Annotated in this window: 19 protein-coding genes; 13 read left to right on the top strand and 6 right to left on the bottom strand. The window is 46.2% G+C overall.

Features of this window, described 5'->3' with window-relative positions:
• Window positions 1–58: 58 nt before the first annotated feature.
• Window positions 59–1,213, top strand: a complete 1,155-nt coding sequence (locus VNM22_11010) for an acyl-CoA dehydrogenase family protein (GenBank protein HWP47681.1) — start codon at window positions 59–61, stop codon at window positions 1,211–1,213.
• A 68-nt stretch (window positions 1,214–1,281) separates the two neighbouring features.
• Here the strand turns inward: VNM22_11010 and VNM22_11005 are convergent, their stop codons facing one another.
• The gene (locus VNM22_11005; GenBank protein ID HWP47680.1) at window positions 1,282–1,614 is read right to left on the bottom strand and encodes a hypothetical protein; all 333 of its coding nucleotides are present in this window, start codon (window positions 1,612–1,614) and stop codon (window positions 1,282–1,284) included.
• Window positions 1,615–1,765: 151 nt separating this feature from the next.
• On the opposite strand from VNM22_11005, the gene VNM22_11000 reads away from it, so the two are divergent.
• The 3 genes from VNM22_11000 to lpxA are packed head-to-tail and all read left to right on the top strand — an operon-like array spanning window position 1,766 to window position 8,259.
• On the top strand, window positions 1,766–6,919 hold the full coding sequence (locus VNM22_11000) for an AsmA family protein (protein HWP47679.1): 5,154 nt from the start codon (window positions 1,766–1,768) through the stop codon (window positions 6,917–6,919).
• 2 nt (window positions 6,920–6,921) lie between these two features.
• Window positions 6,922–7,386: a low molecular weight protein arginine phosphatase gene (locus VNM22_10995; protein HWP47678.1), complete on the top strand. Its 465-nt coding sequence runs from the start codon at window positions 6,922–6,924 to the stop codon at window positions 7,384–7,386.
• 57 nt (window positions 7,387–7,443) lie between these two features.
• On the top strand, window positions 7,444–8,259 hold the full coding sequence (gene lpxA, locus VNM22_10990; protein ID HWP47677.1) for an acyl-ACP--UDP-N-acetylglucosamine O-acyltransferase: 816 nt from the start codon (window positions 7,444–7,446) through the stop codon (window positions 8,257–8,259).
• A gap of 92 nt (window positions 8,260–8,351) precedes the next feature.
• On the opposite strand, the gene VNM22_10985 is transcribed toward lpxA, so the two are convergent.
• Window positions 8,352–8,522: a hypothetical protein gene (locus VNM22_10985; GenBank protein ID HWP47676.1), complete on the bottom strand. Its 171-nt coding sequence runs from the start codon at window positions 8,520–8,522 to the stop codon at window positions 8,352–8,354.
• Between the two features lie 716 nt (window positions 8,523–9,238).
• Here VNM22_10985 and VNM22_10980 point away from each other — a divergent pair.
• The 8 genes from VNM22_10980 to VNM22_10945 all read left to right on the top strand — a co-directional run bounded on the left by VNM22_10980 (window position 9,239) and on the right by VNM22_10945 (window position 18,935).
• Window positions 9,239–10,216, top strand: coding sequence for a site-2 protease family protein (locus VNM22_10980; protein HWP47675.1), 978 nt, complete (start codon window positions 9,239–9,241; stop codon window positions 10,214–10,216).
• Between the two features lie 34 nt (window positions 10,217–10,250).
• Window positions 10,251–10,952, top strand: coding sequence for an HAD-IA family hydrolase (locus tag VNM22_10975; protein ID HWP47674.1), 702 nt, complete (start codon window positions 10,251–10,253; stop codon window positions 10,950–10,952).
• 133 nt (window positions 10,953–11,085) lie between these two features.
• Window positions 11,086–13,122: a hydantoinase/oxoprolinase family protein gene (locus VNM22_10970; GenBank protein HWP47673.1), complete on the top strand. Its 2,037-nt coding sequence runs from the start codon at window positions 11,086–11,088 to the stop codon at window positions 13,120–13,122.
• 334 nt (window positions 13,123–13,456) lie between these two features.
• Complete coding sequence (locus VNM22_10965; protein ID HWP47672.1) at window positions 13,457–14,734, top strand: amino acid ABC transporter substrate-binding protein; 1,278 nt, start codon at window positions 13,457–13,459, stop codon at window positions 14,732–14,734.
• A gap of 97 nt (window positions 14,735–14,831) precedes the next feature.
• Window positions 14,832–16,106: a hypothetical protein gene (locus VNM22_10960; protein ID HWP47671.1), complete on the top strand. Its 1,275-nt coding sequence runs from the start codon at window positions 14,832–14,834 to the stop codon at window positions 16,104–16,106.
• Between the two features lie 183 nt (window positions 16,107–16,289).
• Window positions 16,290–17,078, top strand: a complete 789-nt coding sequence (locus tag VNM22_10955; protein HWP47670.1) for an SDR family oxidoreductase — start codon at window positions 16,290–16,292, stop codon at window positions 17,076–17,078.
• A gap of 130 nt (window positions 17,079–17,208) precedes the next feature.
• Entirely contained in the window at window positions 17,209–18,078 is an 870-nt protein-coding gene (locus VNM22_10950; GenBank protein ID HWP47669.1) for an intradiol ring-cleavage dioxygenase, read from the top strand.
• 68 nt (window positions 18,079–18,146) lie between these two features.
• On the top strand, window positions 18,147–18,935 hold the full coding sequence (locus tag VNM22_10945; GenBank protein HWP47668.1) for a fumarylacetoacetate hydrolase family protein: 789 nt from the start codon (window positions 18,147–18,149) through the stop codon (window positions 18,933–18,935).
• A 30-nt stretch (window positions 18,936–18,965) separates the two neighbouring features.
• On the opposite strand, the gene VNM22_10940 is transcribed toward VNM22_10945, so the two are convergent.
• The 4 genes from VNM22_10940 to VNM22_10925 form a co-directional block, all read right to left on the bottom strand.
• On the bottom strand, window positions 18,966–19,190 hold the full coding sequence (locus VNM22_10940) for a hypothetical protein (GenBank protein ID HWP47667.1): 225 nt from the start codon (window positions 19,188–19,190) through the stop codon (window positions 18,966–18,968).
• A gap of 21 nt (window positions 19,191–19,211) precedes the next feature.
• On the bottom strand, window positions 19,212–19,988 hold the full coding sequence (locus tag VNM22_10935; protein ID HWP47666.1) for a DUF1566 domain-containing protein: 777 nt from the start codon (window positions 19,986–19,988) through the stop codon (window positions 19,212–19,214).
• A 76-nt stretch (window positions 19,989–20,064) separates the two neighbouring features.
• Window positions 20,065–20,373 carry a putative quinol monooxygenase gene (locus VNM22_10930; protein HWP47665.1) on the bottom strand — a complete coding sequence of 103 codons (309 nt, stop codon included), beginning with the start codon at window positions 20,371–20,373 and terminating at the stop codon, window positions 20,065–20,067.
• Between the two features lie 63 nt (window positions 20,374–20,436).
• Window positions 20,437–21,618: a mandelate racemase/muconate lactonizing enzyme family protein gene (locus tag VNM22_10925; protein HWP47664.1), complete on the bottom strand. Its 1,182-nt coding sequence runs from the start codon at window positions 21,616–21,618 to the stop codon at window positions 20,437–20,439.
• An 860-nt stretch (window positions 21,619–22,478) separates the two neighbouring features.
• Between VNM22_10925 and VNM22_10920 the strand changes: the two genes are divergently transcribed.
• Window positions 22,479–23,798, top strand: coding sequence for a right-handed parallel beta-helix repeat-containing protein (locus tag VNM22_10920; GenBank protein ID HWP47663.1), 1,320 nt, complete (start codon window positions 22,479–22,481; stop codon window positions 23,796–23,798).
• Window positions 23,799–23,953 lie beyond the last annotated feature (155 nt).

Raw genomic sequence — 23,953 nt, 5'->3', positions numbered from 1 at the left:
CATATTTTCACAGTCCTTTAAGGATAAAAATGTAAAGGTGTAGTTTGGATATTAAAGTATGGACTTCGATCTTACGCCGGAGCAACAAAATCTGAAACAAATTGCCTATGATTTTGCTAAAAAGGAAATTGCGCCTTATGTGAACCAATATGATGCTGAAGAACGCTTTCCCATGGAGATTGTAAAAAAAGCGGCTTCTCTGGGGTTTACGGGAGGGGTAATCCCGGAGAAGTATGGAGGAGCCGGATTGGATTATCTTTCCTTTACCCTCATCATCGAAGAAATCGCCCGGGTTTGTCAAACCATGGGCGCAATCCTCTCTTTACCCAGTGGACTTGCGGGTTCCGGTATTCTTACCTATGGAACGGAAGAACAGAAGCAAAAGTATTTGGTTCCATTGGCTCGAGGGGAATGTTTTGCCGGAACCGGGGTTACAGAACCCCATTCTGGGACCGATGTGGCCGCTATGGAAACTACCGTGGTCAAGAAAGGGGATCGTTATATCATCAACGGTCGTAAGGCCTGGATCAGCATGCTTAATGAAGCCGCGTTTTTTCTTACCTTTGCAACCCTGGATAAAAAGCTCAAGTCCAAGGGAATTTGTGCCTTTATTGTAGAAAAACACTGGCCCGGCGTCAGTGTAAAGCCGGAGAAGAACAAAGTAGGTTTCCGACCTCTTTCGACCGGTCAATTGATCTTAGAGGAGGTAGAGGTTCCGGCTGAAAACCTGGTGGGAAAAGAAGGTGAGGGCTTTAAAGTGGCCATGTGTGCCGTAGAAAATGGCCGTCTGGGAGTTGCTGCTCGCGCCGTGGGTTTAACTCAGGCCTGTCTGGACGAATCGGTGGCTTACGCCCAACAACGTATTGTCTTCGATCAACCCATCGGACGATTCCAACTGGTTCAATCCATGATTACGGATATGGTCGTAGGGGTCGAAAGCGCCCGATATCTGACCTATCGTTTAGCCCATTTGAAAGACAAAGGGCATGCCCGGGTTCGGCGGGAAGCATCCATTGCAAAAATGTACGCAACCGATGTGGCCATGCACGCTGCCGAATATGCCGTTCAAATTCACGGTGCTTATGGGTGTTCCTCTGAGTATAATGTGGGGAGATATTTCCGAGACGCCAAGTTCCTCCAGATCGTAGAAGGTCAAAACCAACTCCACAGGGCTTTGATTGCGGAATACGCCCTGGGATACCGACGGGATTAAACCTTTGTCCATTTTTCTATCGTCTGTTGTCCGCTGCTTAGGATTTCCTACATCGGACAATGGCCTACTTACGGCAGGTTCAAATCCTCCCGTGGTAGATCGGGAATCTTGGGTTCTTCGAGAGTCTGTTTGATGATCTCTTCGGCGGCTTCTACCACAGCTTCTGCCTCATTTAAAATGGTTTCTTCGTAAACAATCATAATAAAATCTCCGCAATAGACCAGACTGTGGATTTCCCGTAAACGGTCATGGGACTCCCGAACCCATCGGTTAATTCGGTCATCTACATCTGGAGTTATATCAAAACGTTTGGTTAGCTTCACCTTCAACCCAATCTGTTCCTCATGGCCCGTAGTCAATCCTAAACAGCGGACAACGGACCCAGAATAAAAGGCAGTCAACAGATAATTCCCTTGACCCTCATCGTATACGTAACTTATAGTTTATAATATAATCTGCTATTGCAATAGCAACCAATTTGGAAATTATTTCCACTTATTGAACTAAAGAATTTAGTGGATGTCAACGACAATAACCAGGAAAAATGGGATTATGAGTAAAAGAGCCAAAGTGATCCTCCTCCTTTTTATTTCCCTGGGGGTCCTTTTTATCCTTATCTCGACGCTGGCAGCTCTATTAATCGATCTGAATAAATATCGACCCCTGGTGGTTACAAAGATCGAGGAGACTTTACACCGAAAAGCTTATATCGGCCAAATTAAACATACCCTCTGGACCGGCTTAGGGGCTGAGATTAACCAAGTTACCATTCTGGATAAGGATGAATCCCGTCCTTTCATCCATGCCGATCAGGTCGTTGCCCGGGTCCGATGGATTCCGCTGTTGTATAAGAAAATAGAAGTTTCAACTTTAGTGCTTAAAAATCCCCATATTTTTTTGGAACGTGCCGAGAGTGGGGTCTGGAATTTTGAAGATATTTTACCTGTAACTCCCACAACAGCCTTTGAGAAATCAGATGGTAAGGAGATGGGAGAAAAAAGAAACCCAAAGATTCAGGGAGATACGGAGACTCGAAGACCTGGGGATTCTTTTATCTTCTCACCTCAGGTCGTCTTTGCAGCCTCACAGGCCCCTTCCCATCAAGGATCACGAACAACAAACGGTGGACAGGAACTGCCTCCTTTTTCTATCGATCTATTCAGAATTGTTAATGGAACGGTTATGATCCAGGATTTTAAGGTGAATAAAGAAACGACTTTCTCCCATATCAACCTGGAAGCTCAAGACATTGCCCCTGACTCCCGGGTTCCCTTTACATTGACCACATCTGTTAATGGAGAAAAACCTTCCACCGGAGGAACTACCAAATCTACTCCTGCCACCATCCATGCCTCCGGGACGATTGGTCCACTTCCTCGAAAGGGTCATTGGAAGGATATGGAATTTGCCCTAAAAGCCAGACTGGAAGAGGTCGATCTATCTCGCTTTGCCCCCTATTACAAAAGGCATATTGGTGCAGAACTCATTGATGGTGCAGTGGGAGGAGAAATTAAACTTACGGGTAAGTTAGGGGCTTATATCAACTCCGAGGGGACACTCAAAGTTACGGACTTTTTATGGAAAGACCCGGAAATCTTTACTTCTCCGTTAAAGGGAGTGAACGCAGCCGTTGATGGGGCCCTGTCGATAAACCTTCGGGAAGGAGATTTAAAGGTTGTTCATTCCAATGTCACAACTGCAGCCATCATGATGGATATATCCGGTGAGGTTGAGAATGTAAAGACAAAACCGCAAATAAACCTGTCTATTAAACTCGAAAATCTGGACTGGAATAAACTCTTTGCGCTCTTTCCCCCCGAAGCACGTCCTACCTTATTAAGAACCGATGGCCATCCTCCGCTTCACCTGGAGGGGATCGCAAGTATTGCCCTTCAACCCCAAGGCTCTCTCCAGGATCTTACCTTGACAGGGACTATTGACCTCAAGGAAAGTCAGATCCAATACAAGAATATCTTTTCTAAACCCCGAGGAGTGCCGGGGCAGATCGTCTTTGAAGGTCACTTTGGAGGAGATACTTTAACCCTTTCCAATCTGGCGGTGAATATCAACGACGTGCAAATGGTCGTGGCAGGAACCGTAGGAGATTTAAAAACCGGTGAGCCCGCTGTAGATTTGAAAATAACCTCCCAGTCCTTTTTACCCGAGAAACTTATGGAACTCTTCCCCCGTACGGCAGGGATTGATTCTAAATCTGCTTCTAAAGCCTCCTCAAGTCCGGATCGTGTAGAGGGAATAAAAATCTCAGGGCCCGGGAATTTGACGATCTCCCTTAAAGGAAAGCTCAAAGACTTACTGGCCGAGGGTTCGGTTAACTTTGACCAGAGCGAACTGAGATATAAGTCTCTCCTTCATAAAGCTCCTGACGTCCCCGCGAATTTAGCATTTAGTTCAAAGCGTAGAGAAGATGAGTTCAACCTGGAGAATCTGACCCTTCGGTTAGGTCCTTTGGTACTCAACGCTACCGGTTCGGTTACGGGAATCGGTTCAAAATCTGATTCCCTATCTCCCTCCATTCATCTGGAGGTAGTAACCAATAAATTTAAACTCGATGAACTCCAACAACAACTGACACCGGCCAGTACGTCTTTGCTTCCCACCGATGTAACTTTGACGGGTCCGACGGAGTTGAAACTCCAGGTGGAAGGTCCCGTAAATAAACTCCAGGTAATGACAGATCTGGACTTGACCGATAACGGGATTCGTTACAAAGATCTCTTCTCGAAGCCTGCTAAAATAAAATCAGATCTGAAGGTTGAAGCAGGATTAGACGCAGGCCAATTCAATATCGACAATATCACCTTCTCCCTGGAAGACATGGTTTTGAAAGCTACCGGAACTATCGGAAGTCCTGGGAACCCGGACTTAAATTTACAAATCGATAGTAATACCTTTGAGGTTGCTACCCTTTTAAAAGCCATTCCCGTAGCTTCTGGCTTCTTGCCTGAGGAAGTCATTTTGTCGGGTAAGACCAGCTTTAGTATAAAACCTAAAGGGAAACCGGAAAATTTGACCCTGGTCGGAAATATCAATCTGGATAAAGGCTATCTTCAGTATGGTCAGGTTTTCCAAAAACAGGTGGGAGTCCCGGGTAATCTGGATTTTAATGTAGAGATCAAAAAGGATGACCGTACTGGGCTTTCTTCACTGAACCTTTCCAACTCTTCCCTTCATTTGGGGAACTTAGCCCTACGTATAGATGGTTCCATTGAAAATCTCCAAAATCCAAAACTTAACCTGGACCTCAGTACAAACCCCTTTGACCTGGTGGAATTTCAAAATAAGTTGCTTCCCACCGTGTCCCTGGCCGATCTAATTTTAACAGGCCCCGGCCAGCTCCAGGTGCATGTGGAGGGGTCTCCCCAGGCCCTGGAAATAAAAAGCGGCGTAGATTTAACAAAAAACCAGATCCGTTATAAGGATTTTTTTGTAAAACCGGAAGGGGTTAAATCAGATCTGGCTTTAGAAGCCGGCCTGAGTAAAGGAGATGTGACCCTTAAAAACTTGACCCTTCTGTTGGAGGATCTCCAGTTGAGGGTTAAAGGAATCATAGCAAGAACCTATAACGGAGCTTCACCCCAACGCGAACCTCAGCTTAATTTAGATATTGTAACCGATGAGTTCGATATACAAAAACTTTTGCAGAAATTACCCCGGGTCAAATCCTCTTTACCTAAAGGTCTTGATTTAACAGGTCCGACCAGACTCCAGGTTAAAACCGCAGGTCCTCCCTCTAATCTTCGTCTAACAGGTTCCGTCAATTTAGACAAAGGAGAAGCCAGCTATGGGATCCTGTTTAAAAAAGCCAGCGGCATTCCCGGGCGATTGGAGTTTGATGTCATCGCCAAAAAGGAACGATTTGAAATAGAAGCCCTTAGGCTCAACATTAATGATTTGATTCTGGATATAAAAGGCTTTATAACCGGTTTTAACCCAACTGGAGTGAAGTCTTATGCTTCGTCGTTATGGGATCTTCACCTGCGATCCAATGCCTTTGCTTTTAACCCCTGGATTCTCCAGTCTGAGACTCCCGATGATCAGGGAAAAATCGACCTGGACGTGAGCCTGAAGGGGAAATGGGAAGATATTGCAGAAGGTCGGGGAATTAACGGGACCATTAATTTTAAAAAGGTCCGGCTGGCCCTTCCCAATTTACCCAAATCCATCGAAAATCTTTCGGCTTCTGCCGTCTTAGCAGGAAGAGAAATAACCGTAAAAGATTTAACAGGCCAGTTGGGAAGCTCTGTTTTTACAGGTAATCTAAATATCAGGGATCTGAACGCTCCTAAGGTTCAATTTGATCTCCATGCTTCTAAACTGAATCTGGATGAATGGATGGAAGGAAAAGATCTGGAAAAGAAAGCCTCCTGGAAGAAGAATCCGGAAACCTGGGAGTATAGAGACTCTGAAAGGGGTGAATTACCCATTTTTTTTGTTGCTGCTACCCCATTTGCAGACCAGGCCCCGGAACCGATTCAGCTTGTCCAAGACTCTAAACCCTCCAGGTCCCGTAAACCTGCCCCTGGAGAAGAAACTCCCCTTCCTAAGATGAAGGAAGAAAAACCCACCGGGTCCCGAACTCCTCAGCCTGTGCAGAAAATTCCAGGGTCCGGGTCCCTGGAAGACTTACTCAGGAAAATACAGGCCCAAGGAACGATTACTGTAGACCAGGGGACAGCCAAAGAATTCGATTTCTCCCGACTGACTACCCAGGCTCAGATGACCGACCAAGTCATTCGCTTGAATAACCTGGTCTTCAATTTTTATGACGGAACCCATCAGGGAGCTGCGGTAATAGATTTAAACACTACCCCAGCGGTTTACGAAGTTACTACCCGGCTGACCCAAGTTAATGCCCGTAAACTTTTTGCCGAAAAAACCTCCTTGAAACACGTCATCTACGGATTGCTTTTTGTTAACATGAAGTTGCAGGGAAAAGGATTCGACACCCAGGTACTGAGTAGAACCCTTACAGGAAGTGGCGATCTGGAGATACGAAATGGAAAATTCACGGCTTTTAGTATCTTTCACGAGCTGGCTCCACTCTTTGAGTGGATAGGTCAGATTGGAAAGGCTAAGGAATTCCTGGCCTTGAGTGAGCAATTTAAGAAAGCTCCTCCGGATACAGAATTTTCCCTGTTTAAAGGTCACTTTAACATTCGGGATGGACAGGCCGGTACCGGGGATCTGATGATCCAGGTAAGAGATCCCACCCAAAATCTTAACATGGATTTAGAGATTACAGGAAATCTGGGTTTGAATAATACGGCCCTGGATTTGACGGGCCGGATCAGTTTTTTCAAGGATTTTAAATACTATCCAGAATTAGTTAAATATTTTCCGGAACGTGATGGAAAAGTAACGATTCCTTTCCCTATTCCTATTGAAGGAACACTTTTTGAGCCGGAATTTAATCTGGCCGGTATTCAAAACAGTGTAGTTAAATTTGCAGCAAATATAGCCCTTCAGAAAGGAATCCAATTGGGATTGGATAAAATTTTTAAAAAGAAAGAAAAAAACACGGAACAGGATGTAGCGTCGCAGACCTCCTCAGAGCAGCAGCCTTCTCCGGAACCACAACCTCCTTTGGAATCCCAGGAGAAACTGCCTGCTCAGAAAAAACCTGAGGAGGTACTGGAAGATATTTCTAAAGGTATATTGGATCAAATTTTCAAAAAGAGAAGATAAATATGAAAACGATCCTGTTTGTCTGTACCGGAAATATCTGTCGAAGTCCTATGGCAGAAGGTCTTCTGAAGAAAAAGTTAATTGAAGAGGGTATCACCAACGTTCGCGTTATCTCTGCGGGAACCTGGGCTTATCCCAATACAACCAGTACACCGGAAGCTATTCAGGCAGCTCTGGAGAAAGGGGTAGACATCTCCGGTCATAGAGCCCGACCTCTTTCCAGGGAGATTATCCAGGAAGCCAGTCTTATTTTAACCATGAATGAAGACCATAAATGGGAGGTGGTTCGATTAGTTCCTGAAGCCCTTGAGAAGACCTTTGTTTTAACCGAATTTTCCAACAATACCCTGAAAAAAGGAGGGGTCCAGGACCCCTATGGGGGTCTTTTGGAGGATTATCGAAGATGTCTTTGGGAGATTGAAGAAGAACTTCCCTCGGTTTTGAATTGGGCCCGTCAGTATGCTTGAGAAAGGGAAGCTGGAAAGGTAAAAGGAAAGGGTTTCTTTCGCTTCTGATTTTTGAATATGGTTATTCATCCTACAGCCATCATAGATCCTAAAGCTGAAATTGGAGCCGATGTATTTATAGGCCCTTACGTCATTATTGAAGGAAATGTTAAAATCGGTAGAGGAACAAAAATTTATGCACGAGCCCATATTCTGGGGGCAACGGAGATTGGGGAAGATTGCCAGATTCATATGGGAGCTATTATTGGCCATGAGCCCCAAGATCTGGGATTTAAAGATCAGGAAAGTCTTCTAAAGATCGGTCATCGGAATATTTTTCGGGAAAATGTAACCGTTCACCGGGGGACTCAGAAAGGATCCATGACCTATATCGGCCATGATAATTATTTCATGGGAGGGGTTCATATTGCCCATAATTGTACCATTGGAAACAAGGTAATCTTATGTAACAATGCTCTGGTAGCCGGTTATGTCCAGATTGAAGACCAGGCCTTTATCTCCGGGGGGGTGGTTATCCATCAATTTACCCGGATTGGAAAACTTGCCATGATAAGTGGCTGGTCTGCTCTGTCCAAGGATGTCCCCCCTTTTCTCATTGCCCAGGGAAGGAATTGCGTTAAGGCGATTAATGTCGTTGGATTGAGACGGGCCGGATATGCTCTTTCTGTACGAAGGGAGATCCAGCGGGCTTTTAAAACCCTCTTCAGATCCGGTTTAAATATCCACCAGGCCCTCTCGATGTTGGAAGCTCAAGAATTATCCCCCGAGGTTCGTTACATGATAGAGTTTATCAAAAGTAGTAAACGTGGGATCTGTAGGGGAAACCCCCGCAGGCAGACCAGGATTTCCGCGGAAATGGAAGAAGATGAATGACAGATTGGTTGTTGGTTGCCTGTTGTCCGTTAGGAGGAGTCAAAGCAGGAAACAACGGATAACGGACTACACCCAACCCCCTAACCTAACCCCTAGAGACTCTGGACCTCAAAAATTTCTTCGGCACATTCCGCACAATGAACCACATCCTCCGGACTGTAAGAACAAGCCGGACAGCACGAAGCCCCACACTCTAAACAACCCAGGTCGTCTAAATAGGAATCAATCGGATGACCACAGTATTGACACGTCTTTGGTATCATAACCCCCTCCTGACTCGTTGAAAAATTAAAATTCATCTTTTCTAAGAACTAAAAAAGGCAATTTTTATACCAGTTTTTCACAACATGAAGGGTATTTTCGTTAAGTTATGGAGAACTAAATAGTTGCATTCTTACAGCCGGGATTCTTTTAGGGAATTCTTTTCCTTTTCCAGATACGGGATGAGATATTCTTGTCCCAGTTCCAAGGAGGCTTCTGACCCGGAAGAGGGGGAAATAAAGAGGAAAAACCGGAATGGAAGGGGCAGAGAAGTGGGATATCCCGGTCGCATATGTGACTTTTAAGTCCCACTTCCTCTCCTCTTTTAGGGGAAGAAGAGGTTGGCCTGTACCCGCATGTCGGTCCGCAACCCCGAGATATCCTTGCGAGGAGTGAGGCGAGTTGAAGCCCAGAGCAAAACCGGGGAGACAAAGCCATCTTATGGCTTAAAGGGATTATCTTGCTTCACTCACCAAAGCACACAGGCGAAAATGTTCTGTTATTGTCAGTCCGTAGAGTTGTTCCAACCAAAAAAATTTGCATTCTACTCCCCGAGATTGTATGATAAATCTGTGTAGACAGGAGCCTATCCCCTGTATTCTTCGAGTGACTCGAGGTCAAAGTGAAGTACCTGTTGATAAACAGAGATAGCACTTAACCTTTTAATTTTTTTTTTAATTTCCCGCAAACTCAACAAAGAAAAAAATAGGTAAATTTCATGAGAGAAAGAGACTTAGACCTGAATTCAGATGGATTTTTAGAATCGGCGCGAGAAAGTCCTTTTCCTGTTACCCTGGAAGCTGCCCAAAAAGGGCCCAGGCCATGGATCAACGTGCTCTTATTTATTCTGACCGTATTCACCACTACAGCAGCCCATGGTTTTTTTTACTCGATTCCCCTGCTGGCTATTTTATTAAGTCATGAATTCGGTCATTATTTTCTGGCGAGAAAACATGGGATCAAGGCCACGCTCCCTTACTTTATTCCAGCACCTCCCTATCTTCCAGACGGAACCCCCCTTTTTTTCTTAGGAACTTTCGGGGCTTTAATTAAAATCCGTTCCCCCTTTTATGATCGACGGGCTCTTTTCGATGTAGGCGTAGCCGGACCCTTAGCCGGAGCAGTGGTGGCTATTCCGGTTACCCTGATCGGACTCTATTTATCTAAAATTGAGCCAGTTCCGGCTCATACTTCCGGTTTCATCAGCTTAGGTTCTTCCCTCTTATTTTCTCTTCTAGGTAAATTAGCCCTGGGGGATCTGCCCCAAGGTTATGATATTTTCCTCCATCCTATGGCTCTTGCTGGATGGGTCGGCCTTCTGGTTACTTCGCTCAATCTCATTCCCGTAGGACAACTCGACGGTGGCCATATCATTTATGCCATGTTCGGAAGAGAAAAGCATAAAAAACTACCTAAAGTGATTATCCCGATCCTGACCCTGTTAGGAATTCTTGGATTAAACGGTATGATCTTGAAGATATGGGGTGTGGAGGAATCTCCCATGCTCTCCTTCTTAGAAACTGTAGGCTGGCCGGGCTGGTTCTTATGGGTTCTTATCCTCCTCTTGATGGTTCGACTCGGGCATCCGGCCCCTGTTAACCCCTACACACCTTTAGATCGAAAGAGAAAAATCCTGGGATGGATCTCCTTAATTCTTTTTATCTTAACTTTCACTCCTTCTCCTATTACTATCTAGATGATTACGGGATCTTGAGTAAAGATTGAAGGGTATGAAGTCTTATAAGGCAGTACTTTTCGATGCCGGAAATACACTTCTGTATACCTCTCCGTCGGTAGCCGAAATTTATCATATCGTGGCTAAGGAATATGGTTGTTCGGCCTCTATAGAAGACGTTCGAGAAGCGGCTAAAAAAGTTTATAAGGAATTCGATGCAGCATTTCTTCAGGCGAATTCAGAGTATCGACACTCAGACGAAGAAGACCGGCGGCGATGGGCCTTGCTGATCAAATCCACTTTTCAGCAGGTAGGATTCGACCGGTGCTTGGATGAGATTACGGAAAAACTGCTGGAGACCTTTAGAAACCCTGCCATCTGGCGGCTTTTTCCGGAGGTTATGGAAGTTTTACAGCGATTAAAATCAGAAGGGTATAAACTGGGTATTGTCTCTAACTGGAGCTCTGCGCTGTTGGACCTGTGTACAGCCCTGGAACTGGAGCCTCATCTGGATATCACCCTGGTATCGGCAGTTGTCGGCTGGGAAAAACCCAGCCCCTTCATTTTTCAAAAGGCACTCTCTTTATTAGAGGTTTCTCCAGAAGAGGCTATTCATATAGGAGATTCTTACCATCATGATATTCTTGGAGCTCAAAGCGTAGGTATAAGGGCCGTTCTCATTGATCGCCTGGGTACCAGTAATCATTCCTGTCCACGTATTAAAGATCTTCGGGAGCTTTATTCGCTATTAACATAATCTGCCGCCCATTGTCCGTTATCACTCCCTAACCGGCACAGGAGGATGGGTAAGTTAGAAACAGCTCCAGGTAGAATGAAAAACCGTGACCCATCATCCTGCAACGGACAAAGGGCTTTGGCCAATAGGAAGAATGAAAATCGGTGTTGATATTGGGGGGACCTTTACAGATTTTGTTTTTGTAGAAAAAGGGAAGATTTTCACGGCTAAACTTCTTTCAACACCTGCCCATCCAGAACAGGCCGTATTGGCGGGGCTCAAGACTATCGAAGAAATCGAGGAACTCTCTTTACAAAGGGAGGGCCTGTTTCAGGATTCTGTGCTTATTCATGGCTCCACCGTTGCGACCAATGCGCTTCTGGAAAAAAAAGGAGCCCGGACGGCCCTCATTACAACCCGAGGATTTGAAGACATTCTGGAGATCGGGAGACAAAATCGTCCACGAATCTATGATATTTTTGTGGAAAGACCCAAGCCTTTAGTGCCTGCTTCTCTACGATTTGGGATTTCCGAACGGGTCAATAGCGAAGGAGAGGTCATTTCGCCCCTCAATCTTCAGGAACTTCCTGAAATTATTCGGCAATTGAAGGCCAACCAGATCGAATCGGTTTCGGTATGTTTGCTTTTTTCGTTCCTCTATCCTGCCCATGAACAAAGCATTCTAGAGGCGTTAAGACAGGAGGGGTTTTTTGTCTCGGCCTCTCATCAAATTCTTCCAGAGTTCCGAGAGTATGAGCGGATGAGTACCACTACGGTTAATGCCTATGTTTCTCCTCTGATGCATCGTTACTTATCCGGTTTAGAAACAAAAATTCCCTGCCGGGAATTTAAAATTATGCAATCCAACGGCGGAACCATTTCCTCTCAAATGGCCAAAGAAATCTCGGTGCACACCGTGTTTTCTGGACCGGCCGGAGGGGTGGTAGGTGCAAAATATATGGCCGATCTGGCCGGGTATTCCCATATTATCACCTTTGATATGGGTGGAACCTCTACTGACGTCTCCCTTTGCCCTGGAGAATTAAAGATTACTTCTGAAGCTTCCATCTCCGGATACCCTATCCGGGTTCCGGTCCTTGCCATCCATTCGGTGGGAGCCGGAGGAGGTTCTCTGGCCTACTTCGATGAAGGGGGGGCTTTGCGGGTTGGACCCGAAAGCGCCGGGGCCGATCCGGGTCCAGTTTGTTATGGCAAAGGGGATCAAATCACGGTGACCGATGCCAACCTCCTGTTGGGAAAATTGGATCCTGATTATTTCCTGGGGGGAAAAATGAAATTGGATTTAGAAAAGACCCGGGAGGTTTTTTCAAAAATGGCCCGGGCTAACCGGATGGACCAAATTACCCTGGCCCAAGGTATCTTAGCCGTAGCCAATTCCAATATGGAAAGGGCCATCAAGGTCATCTCTGTAGAAAAGGGTTATGATCCTCGGGATTTTGTCCTGGTTTCCTTTGGAGGAGCCGGCTCTCTCCATGCCTGTGATCTGGCCAGAGATCTTGCCATCCCTAAAGTTCTGGTCCCTCTTAATCCAGGGGTTCTTTCAGCCCTGGGTATGGTCCTTGCGGATGTTGTTAAAGACTATTCACGAACCGTTATGATGGATAGCGAAACGGCTCTGGGGGGAGGACTGGAAGCGCCCTTTGATCAACTGGCCCGTCAAGCAATAGCGGATTTAGCCCGGGATGGGATTCCTCAAAAGGATATTCTGCTGGAAAAATTTTTGGATATGCGCTACGTGGGTCAATCCTATGAAATTTCCATTCCCATCTCCCGGGAAACGGAGAAAGATTACGTGAAAAAATTCCATAGTTACCACGAAATCCTCTACGGCCACTGCAATCCGGCCGAAAAAATGGAAATTGTCAATATCCGCATCCGCGCCCGCTATATTACCGAAAAACCGCAAATCCCATCCAGAAATCTTTCAGACCCGGATCCTTCCCCGGCCTTACTAAAGAAAAAGGAAGTTTATTTCCAAGCTCCAGGAGAAACCCGAGGTTGTATACCCTTACTTACCTCTTTTTATCATAGAGACCAGTTAAATCCGGGAAATCAAATCCAGGGACCGGCTATTATCCTGGAAGCCCATGCTACCACGGTTATCCCTCCAGATTGTAGGGGGGAGGTAGATCGATATGGAAACCTGCTCATAAATATTGGAGTTAGATGAGCTTTATGGAAAGTCCGGGCGCCCCGCCTGCCTCAGATAAGTTTCCAATCCCGAGAACTTTTTATTGACAGCTTTCTATAAGAAGTGCCAAGATGTAATTTTAGCAAATCTGAATGGAAAGTTCCGATTCCCTGAGATCCCGGTGTACGTTCTGTCCTTATCAGGAGCGATGTGAGCCGAAGCAAAGGGAATCAAGTAATCTGTTTTTTGCGCTGGGACTTTGGCGGATTTCGGGCTTCTGATCAAATCCGAATTTTGATTTCCCATATACCGGCCTGGGAATGAAGGTTCAATTCCGCAAAAGTATCGGTATTTCAAATAAAAGGAGAAACTTATGATTTGGAAGGAAAAATTGCCGTTATCAAGGCGCATTTTGCTTGGAGTAGGGATAGGAATTCTGGTTTTTGGCTGGGTTCATATTTCTTCTTCCATGGCCCAGCCGAAACCCATTAAAATCGGCTTTAGCATGGGGCTTTCAGGATCGTTAGCTTCAGCCGGAAAAGCGGCAGTACTGGCCATGAAAATATGGGCTGAAGATATCAATGCAAGGGGCGGACTCCTGGGAAGACCTGTAGAATTGGTGTATTACGATGATCATTCTAAACCTGCCGATGTTCCTGCCATCTATACCAAACTCATTACCGTGGATAAGGTCGATTTTGTGGTTTCTCCCTATGGAACTCCCCTCATTGCGGCTGCCATGCCTATAGTGATGGAACATCAGATGGTATTTCCCTGTCTCCTGGGCCTGGGATCCAATCAGGCCTTTAACTATAAATACCATTTTGAGATTATGCCCTCGGGTCCAGACCCTTATGTAGACTGGAGCGAAGGCTTCTTTGCCATTGCAAGCCGTCAGGAACCCAAACCCCAAACCATTGCCTTCCTGCATGTAGATAGTGAATACGGTGCCAATAATCTTTCCGGCACAAAGAAACTGGCCGAGAAGTATAACTTTAAGGTCGTCTATGAAAAGAAATATCCCCCGGGAACCGTAGACTTTACTTCAATCCTCCGATCCATCAAAGCCGTTAATCCCGATATGGTCTATGTGGCTTCTTATCCTACCGAATCGGCAGGGATTGTCCAGGCAGCCAAGGAGGTGAATTTAAAACCTAAAATCTTCGGAGGGGGTATGGTGGGTTTACAGTATACCTCCATCCAGACCAACCTGGGTCCAACCCTCAACGGCATTGTGACCTACTGGTTTTGGGTACCTGAACCTACTTTAAAGTTTGCCGGGATTGAAGAATTCTTGAAGAAGTATCAGGCCAGAGCCGGACAAGAAGGGGTGGATCCCCTGGGATATTATTTACCACCCTGGGCCTATGCGTATGTGGAATTATTAGGACAGGCCATTGAAGCAACTCAAAGTCTGGATCAGGTAACGGTTGGGGAGTATATAAGAAGCCATGAATTCAATACCATTGTAGGGAAGGTGAAGTTTGCCCCCAACGGGGAGTGGGAGAAAGGTCGGGTACTTTGGGGTCAATATCAGAACATTGAAAGCCGAGATATCAGCGAATTTTCCAAATCTGGGAGAATGGTGGTGATATATCCAGATGAATACAAATCGGGGGAGTTGATTTATCCATTCCCCGGCTGGCAGTAAAAATAGATGGTCAAATCTGCATTAGGCTTCGGGGCAGTAAGCTACTTTTTAAGGCACTTTCCGGGTATTTCAGGGGTAAAAGTAGGAGGTTCAGATATTGAATAGTACGGTAACATCTCCAGGTGTGGCCAGAGGTTTAAAAGTTGCTGTAATAGGAGGATCTATTGCCGGTTGTGCGGCTGCTATAGAACTATCACGGGCCGGTTGTTGGGTAACTGTTTACGAGAGATCTACCGGGAAGTTAAAGGACCGGGGTGCCGGGATTACCCTTTCTTTGTCGTTGTTTAAAACCCTCGTAGAGCGCAACCTCGTTGATCCGGATATGCCCCACTTTCCCGGTACGAAGCGCCCCTTTGTAATCCGCTCCGGTAAGGAGGAATGTGATTCCGGACGTATTCTCTGGGAGCAGCCCATAGCGGTTGTTTTGACCAGTTGGGATGTGTTATACCGTAATTTACGCAGTCGGGTACCCGACAATATTTACCATCAAGGATGTGAAGTCACCGCCCTGCAGGAGATAGACGGAAATTCTGTATCCCTGCGACTGGGGAACGGTCAAGAATTTCTCTTTGATTTGGTTGTTTGTGCAGATGGTCATAACTCGCTGGGGCGTCGTATGTTGTTTCCTGAACAGTCCTTACACTACGCCGGCTATATTGCCTGGCGTGGACTCATAGAAGAGAAGCTTGTACCGGATATAGAATTATTTGAAGGTCGCCTTACCTTTGCCGTCTATGAAAGAGGTCATTGTGTCCTGTATATTGTACCAGGTCGTCAGGAAGAAACCCAGGTAGGTAAGAGGCGACTGAACTGGGTCCTCTATGAAAATGTAGCGGATAAGGATCTACCCGCTATGCTTACCGATAGCCAGGGTTTTGTCCATAAAACCTCACTTCCGCCGGGTAAGGTCCCCGATGCGAAAGTGGCGTATGTCCATAACCTGGCCAGACACCACCTGCCGGGTTGTGCCAGGAATGTGATATGTGCCACCACCCAACCGTTCATTCAGGCTATTTTTGAAGTAGGCATACCTTACTATCGTAAGGGTCGTATTTGTCTTATTGGAGATGCCTCGGTCATTACCCGCCCCCACACGGCGAGTGGGGTCGTTAAAGCGATAACTAATGCCATTACACTGGCCGATTCATTAACCACCCACAACTCTTTAGATACGGCTCTTAGCCGATGGGATAGCGAACAAAGTGCAGCAGGTAACAAACTGGTTACCCTGGGGCAAACCCTGGGTACGGCCTTAGTTCAAAAGGTACCCGATTGGAAGAAGATGAGTAAAAAGGACATGGAGCAATGGTGGACGGTTGTCATGAGTGGCAAATACTGGTATGCGACAGATGAGGGTCGGGAGCAAAGGTAATTAACAACGATCCCCTCCAGTTGCTACTTACTATTTTCTGTTCGCTTGTGACAAGGGTAGCGCGTAGCGGTTACACAGTTGGGTAATTGTTTTCTGGAAATGGAACTCCCTCCTCGCCCACGGGGAGGATAAGGAGGGGAATGTTACAAATTTAGGTAATTATTTTTGGAAACGGAGGGATTCATGAGGTTGGTAAATAAAGTGGCCTTAATCACCGGAGGAGGTACCGGAATCGGAAGAGCTACGGCAGAACTGTTTGCCCAGGAGGGAGCTAAAGTGGCTATAAGTGGGCGTCGTAAAGAGAAGCTGGAAGAAGCGGTGACGGCGATTACCTTAAAAGGAGGAGAAGCCATCGCCATTCCGGGAGATGTGACCCGACAGGAAGATACTCAACGGATGGTCAGGGAAACGGTGGCCCGCTGGGAGAGACTGGATATTCTGGTTAACAATGCCGGAGCGGTCGATCGGACCAAGATGATGGAATCTACGCTGGAAAACTGGGATCGTATCATGGATATTAACGTAAAGGGAGTTTTCTTAACTTCCAGATCTGTCATTCCCCAAATGATAAAACAGGGTGGAGGAAGCATCGTTAACGTGTCTTCCGTCGCAGGTCTCCGAGGAGGACTTCCAGATGCTCCCTCTTATTCTGCAGCCAAGGCCGCCGTTATCACCTTAACGAAAACCATGGCGGTGGACTTTGCTCGATACCGCATCCGGGTCAATGCCGTCCTACCCAGTCTGGTCGAAACAGATGTGGCCCGAACCCGGGTCAAACCGGGCCAGACCTGGGAGGAAATTAAAGAGAAATTGATTCCCCTCTATCCCCTGGGCCGTTTAGGGACTCCAGAGGATATCGCCCAGGGAATCCTCTACCTGGCCTCCGATGCTGCTGCCTGGGTCACCGGTATTGAATTAATTATCGATGGGGGATTTACGGCAAAGCTTTATCCCGATCCAGAGTCTCAATAAGTTTTCCGGTTATAAAGTGGTTTCAACCCAATCAGTCCAGGATTTTAAGCTATCGAAGCTCCCCCGGGATCAAAATCCATACCCCATACAAGCCCGGCGGACTTCGACTTTAGGGGGAAATGTAATAAACATGCGTAACCTGACAGAAGATAACGTAACCGAGGCTGTACTTCAACAAATCAAGACCGATAACCCACGTCTTCAGCAAATCATGAATAGCCTTATCCGAAATCTGCACAATTTTATCCGGGAGGTGGAGCTCACCGAAGAAGAATGGTCCTATACCATCCAATTTCTAACCCGCGTAGGACACCGGTGCGACGATCGTCGCCAGGAATTTATTCTCCTGTCAGATACCTTAGGGGTCAGCATTTTGGTGGATGCCATTAATCATCGTAAGCCTGCGGGAGCAACGGAAAGTACTATCCTGGGTCCGTTTTATCGAGCAAAGGCTCCAAACCTGGAGTTAGGTGCCAACATAGCCCTCAAGGAGGAAGGAGAACCGGTCGTAGTGCGGGGGCAGGTGACCGATCTGGATGGAAAACCCATTGCAAACGCGCTATTAGATGTCTGGCATGCCTCAGCTCAGGGTTTGTACGATATTCAAGATCCAAGCCAGGAAATAAGTATGCGGGGTAGATTTCTCACAAATACCAGGGGAGAATATTGGTTTCGTACCATCAAACCATCTAGCTATCCTATTCCCCATGATGGCCCGGTCGGGGAAATGCTGGCGGAGTTTAGACGGCACCCTTATCGCCCTGCGCATATCCATTTTATCGTCTCAGCGGAAGGCTATGAAACGGTGGTGACCCACATTTTTGTGGAAGGGGACCCTTATCTGGATTCTGACGCCGTGTTTGCTGTGAAGAATTCCCTGGTTGCAGACTTTGTATTAAACGACTCGGTGGAAGAAGCTAAGAGGTGGGGAGTAGTGGCTCCTTTTTATACTGTTGAGTATAACTTTAAGCTGGTCCCTGTGAAAAAAGCCCGTCCTTGATTTCATCCCTAAAAATCTGTTTAACCAGAATCCCTTATGCAAAGGGAAAACGGGAACTGAGGTAAGCTATGGATCCTATACAGGTACATCTGGCAGCCCAAATGCTTTGGAATGCCTGGCAGGAAGGTCTAAAAATCGAGAATCTACCTGAAGCCTGCCGCCCTCGAACCCTGGAGGAAGGATACGCCATTCAAACAGCCCTGGTGACCTGTTCCGGCCGGCCTGTTTTGGGTTGGAAGATAGCGGCAACCAGTCAAGCCGGACAGGCGCATATCGGTGTAGACAGACCGTTAGCAGGGAGATTGTTGGCGGGAAAGATAAGTACAAGTCCGGCTACGTGGCCTTTAGGTACCAACAGAATGCGTGTGGCAGAGCTGGAATTTGCCTTTCGCCTGGCCCGCGATTTTCCCCCTCGGGGTCGGGATTACACCGTGGAAGAAATTATGTCTGGTGTGGCAAGCCTTCATCCGGCCATTGAGATACCCGACTCCCGATTCAAGGATTTTGATCGGGTTGGAGCGCCACAACTTATTGCCGACAATGCCTGCGCCTGTTTCTTTGTGTTGGGAAATGAAACTACTGCCGATTGGCGAAGCACAGAGCTTTCGACCCATCCCGTTTCGCTCATCCTGAACAGCCTGCATACCGACCAGGGATCTGGAGCCAATGTTTTGGGCGATCCGCGAATTGCCCTTACCTGGCTGGCCAATGAGCTAATAACCCGGGGTGAAGAACTCAAAGCCGGCCAGATCGTTACCACAGGAACCTGCCTCCGACCTGTCCGGATAAAACCCGGGGATCGGGTAGTCGGGGATTTTGGTTTGTTCGGAACGGTTGAGGTGGTATTTACCGACTAGCCAGGGAGTAGTAGAAAATTCCTGAAGGATCTACTCCTCATGCCGGATTTTTTTCCAGGTATTTCCACTGAGCAACCAGGCATTCCCCGTTAACTTATCAAATTTAATCACCTGTCGAGAAGAATTACTGATCTCATAACGATTGGAAGATCCGGTGAAAAGGAGAATCCCTATGATTACTCCAAAAGTTAGACCATAAATGAAACTTTTCCAATCTAATTTTAGATGGCCTAAAAAATTGAGTAAACTGCGCATTCCGTCCTGTTTCCTCCATAGCTACAGTGAGCGAACTGCACGGACGTAGAGGGGATTGGTCAGAAGACCATTGGACACAAAACCCAGGGCGAAGTAAACTCCCCAGGCAGCCGAAGCACCCTTCACGAAATCGGCACTCCAGCACCAGATTTGTGTCGGATCGAATGCGGGGTCTATGTAGAGATTTCCATTTTTTTCTTTAAATTCCATCAGGGAAGCCAGCTCTTCCACCGTAGGTAGACGCCAGTCTAGATAACCTGCATAATGCTTTTTATTCAGTTGATCGATATAATCTCTGGCCTTCTCCCAGGTTAATAAGTTTGAGGAACCTGATTGTTGCCACATAAGACCCGTAACCTGATCTACGACCACTTTGTCGCCGTTTAGGATCAAGGATACATATTCATGTTGAAAATCTCCTCTGACTCGATGGGCCAGATCATATTCCCAGAGATCGTAGGGGTGGTTAAACCCTCGTTCTTCAATCATCCGGACAATTTCATCGTTGGAGAGGGTTGTAGGCTTGCTCCGAAGCCGAACTTTAGGTTGGTTATAACCGGAAGAAGACGTAGTTTGTTTGCTTCTTCGATAAGCTTCAATTTCTTCGTAAGCCTGGTTGATTTCCTTTAGTTTTTCCTGGGCTTTTTGTTGGAGCCGGGGGTTATGATGAAAACGATCTGGATGCCAGACGCTGACCAGATCTTTGTAAGCCTGTTTCACCTCTTCTGGAGAGGCTCCAGGTTTTAAGTCTAAAATTTCGTAGTAATGATTGAGATCTTCCATACTTTGTGAGCCCATTTTTGTCTCCCTTCTGTCGGAAGAATCAGTCTGATAAAATCTCTTTGGGTAGTTAAAAATTCTGCAAAACCATTTTTTAGGCGGGCTGAAGAATCTGCAGACTGGAACTGACCACCCAGTCTTTGACTTTCCTACGATATTCCAGTACATGGGGTGCGTTGAGGTGCGCTTGCAGAAATGGGATATCTTCCCATTTTTCCATGATGACTACCACGTTATCCCGAATGGGTCCTTGAGCAGCAAGGGTTGTCTTTACATCGATGGCAGGTCCATATTCCAGACATCCTTTTTCTGCTCTAACTTGGGGAACTATTTTACGAAATTCTTCAAGAAAGGCTTCCCGTTTTCCTTCGAGTAGTTGAATGGTGGCAATGACGTAGATCATACTCTGCTATAGACAATGGACCATGACCCAGGTCATGGTCCATTGCTCCAGGTTCATAGGTTGTTATTCGGTGTTCTGGTTCTGGGCTCGCTTATGCCAGTCTGGATTCACAAACATATTTAAGCCCGGATCTTGGATAACGCCATCTATTTCTTTGGGCTTATGGGATTCTAAAAAGTCATAGTTTAATTCAACTCCCCAACCTGGCCCCTCGGGTAGGCTAAAATGCCCATCTATAACTTCAGGGTAAGGACGTCCGGCCTGCTTGACCTGTACATCGGCAAAGTCATTAAAGTGTTCCACGATTTTACCATTGCGTAATCCGGCCATCAGATGAAGGACCGCCGTCGTCGAGATAATCCCTCCCACATTATGAGGGGCAACCATCACAGAATAGGTTTCGGCCGTCGAAGCGATCTTCTTTACTTCTAAAAGACCCCCACACTGATTAATATCCGGTTGAATGATGTTTACACAGCGCATGGGGAAAAGATCCCGGAACTGCGCAGCGCGGTACAGGCGTTCACCGGTAGCGATGGGGATCGAGGTATGTTGGGCAACCATCTTCAATGCTCCTAAATCCTCTGGACGGCAGGGTTCTTCGATCCAGCCGGGGTTAAATCGTTCAATCTCTTTGGCGATCTCAATCGCCTGATGGGGAGAAAACCGACCATGCATTTCTATAAAAATTTGTACATAATCCCCTGCTACCGAATGAACTGCTTCAATCAACTCTATGGATCGAAAATACTCCTTCCGGGTTAATTCCATATCTCCATTCCCAAAGGGATCAAATTTCATGCCCAGATAGCCTCGACTGACCACCTTTTCGGCTGCCTTGGCAAATTGTTCTGGCGTACGTTCAACGGTATACCATCCGTTGGCATAGGCGGGAATCTTGGTTCGAACCTTGCCGCCCAGTAATTTGTAGACCGGAAGATTTGCTTTTTTACCAATACAATCCCAGCACGCCATTTCAACTAAAGCCAGGCCTGTCATAACAACTTCACCTGGAGATCCAAAATCCAATAATGTAAATCTCCGGTAAAGGTCTTCAATGTCATAAACATCGTGTCCCACAAAATGACGTTTGACGTCTTTCAAGTACTGAAGCACCGTGTGGGTTTTCCCTAAAACTCGAGCCTCACCGACCCCCCGAATCCCTTCATCGGTTTCGATTACCAGATACGTTAAGTTGCGCCAGGGAGTTCCTACCACGTAAGTTTGATAGTTGATTATTTTCATTGCAATCCTCCTTAAATTAACCCGATGTTGGAAGTTTTGCCAACATACCTGGATGAATTTTATCCTTAAAAGCGGGTCATTTAAATCTGAGAGGATCTTAAAACTTCTCAGGAAGAATGTCAAAGAAAATAACTTGCTCTTTCTCTTCTTCAGCCGATTCCTTCTCATTCACCAAACTTATAGAATTTTAGGTTAATCTTAAACAAATTTAGAAATAAGATCATATTGGCAGAAAAATTTTAAGTTCTTAAAAAATAAGTGCCATTTTGACTCTAAATTTTTTTTGTAAAAAAACACTTGACTAAAAAGTAATCATCGAGTACTCAAGTTTCCCTATGTTGGGTAGGACTCGAAAGAGCGAAGTGATAACCTGTTTAAGAGGTTGAATGGAAAAACAGGCGATCTGGCTTATCCTTCTTACCTGCTGTTTATTTCTCTGCTCATCTTGTGAAGAGTACCTGGTAAGGTTAATTTTGGGTCATTCACTGCCCTCACCTCCGGCCCCTCTCCCACAGCGTGGGAGAAGGGAGCCGACAAATCTCCAGGTCAACTTCTCAACCCCTCTCCCGAAGCTTCGGGAGAGGGGGTTAGGGGTGAGGGTAGAATAGTTATTCAAATTTAACTTTACAAAGTAACAGTCCCAATTTGTATTTTATGGGGTCCCTATACAGGCCTTAGGGAGGGATCGGTTTCAAACCGGCTTCTACGGTATGAAATACAAATTGGTATGAAAAATCATCGGGGAAGCGGCAACTTCCCTTTGGTTATGTCTAGATCAAACCTTACTCTTCTGGGCCCTGGAATAGGATTTTGTGTTTTCTTATTTCAGAGGATACGAGAGGGGTCGGGTTTTGGAAGGTATGTTAAATAAGATTCATCGGCTGCGTTCCTTACAACCCCTAAATTTAGAGAAATCCTTGGAATACTCCTGGCTAGCAAACCCTCCAGAAGATAAGTCTTACCGGATAACTCAAAGGATCTTTTTGGGATCTACTCCTCAAACCATCTACCTTATCTTCCTGACCATTTGGATTCTTTTATTTTCCTGCACCCGGGCCTATGCTTTGGATGTGGTGGTAAGCAATGTTTCTCAACTCGTCAATGCCATCGCTAATATAAGTCCGGGTCAACGAATCATCCTGATGCCAGGTACCTATGTTCTGACCGATCGGCTTAGATTCCCCTCCAGTCGATCCGGAACCCAGGCGGCTCCTGTGAGGATTATGTCAAGGGATGGTTTGGGAAGTGTGACCATTGATGCGAATGGGAGTGAAGAGGCTTTTTACTTCACAGGAGCCAGATTTGTAATTATTGAGGGATTAAGAATTACAGGAGGAGCTTATCATGGTATCAAAATAGACGCACCGAGCACAGATATTGTCATCAGAAATAATATCCTGTTTGATAATACCCGGGCCAATTCCCAAAGCCAGACCAGTGCCATCAAGGGAGGGGGTACGGCTCCGGTAAATGGCGTTTATGCCAGTCGGGTAACCATTCAGAATAACGAAATCTATCAGCTAACTCCCTTCCGGGGAAGTAACTTCCAGGGCATAGATTGCAATGCCTGTAAAGATTGGGTTGTACGGTACAACTACATCCATGACATTTGGGGGGCAAGGTTGGCAGGTACCTGCATCCAGTTTAAGAGTGGGTCGGCAAATACCATCATAGAAGGGAATCTCATTACCGGCTGTGGTCTTGTGGGAATCAGCTATGGAGGATTCGGCAACCCAAGCTGGGGCGGAGAGACCTATGAACATGTGGGAGGTATCGTCCGAAACAACAGGATTGCCATTTGCGCCGATGCAGGGATCTCCGTGATCAAGAATAAAGATGGAAAAATTTATAACAATACCCTTTACAACAATGGGTTTACCCCGGATGTGAGGGTCAGTGCCCTAAACGTAAAATACATCAACAACATCTTAGACAGGCCCTTGAATTTAAGGGATGGAACCATCGTTACGCAAAGCAACAATCTTGTTCTATCCTGGCCGTCAGATGGTAGTCTGTTTGTGAATGCACCGAGATATAATTTTCATCTAAAGTCGACGGCTGTTTTGGCCATCGATCGTGGTTACAATCTAGGTTCAGAAGTTCCTATAGATTTTGAGGGTAATCCCAGACCTCAGGGTCCGGCCTTTGATATTGGAGCCGATGAACTTGTTAAATACTAAGGGAAAAGCAGGTTCTTTTCTTGCCCAAAGCGGAAGGTAGCGAAAGTTTTCGTCGGCCATACAGTCGATTAAAACCAGGTAAACGGATCTTCCCCTGCTGTGAGACTTGACCCCATGAGGGTGAGAGCTATGTGTTGGAGCTCAAAGCCCGGGAA

Source organism: Candidatus Limnocylindrales bacterium (genome assembly GCA_035559535.1).
GTDB lineage: Bacteria > Moduliflexota > Moduliflexia > Moduliflexales > JAUQPW01 > JAUQPW01.
Note: the sequence above shows the minus strand (reverse complement) of the source record. Positions and strands in the feature narration are given on the sequence as shown.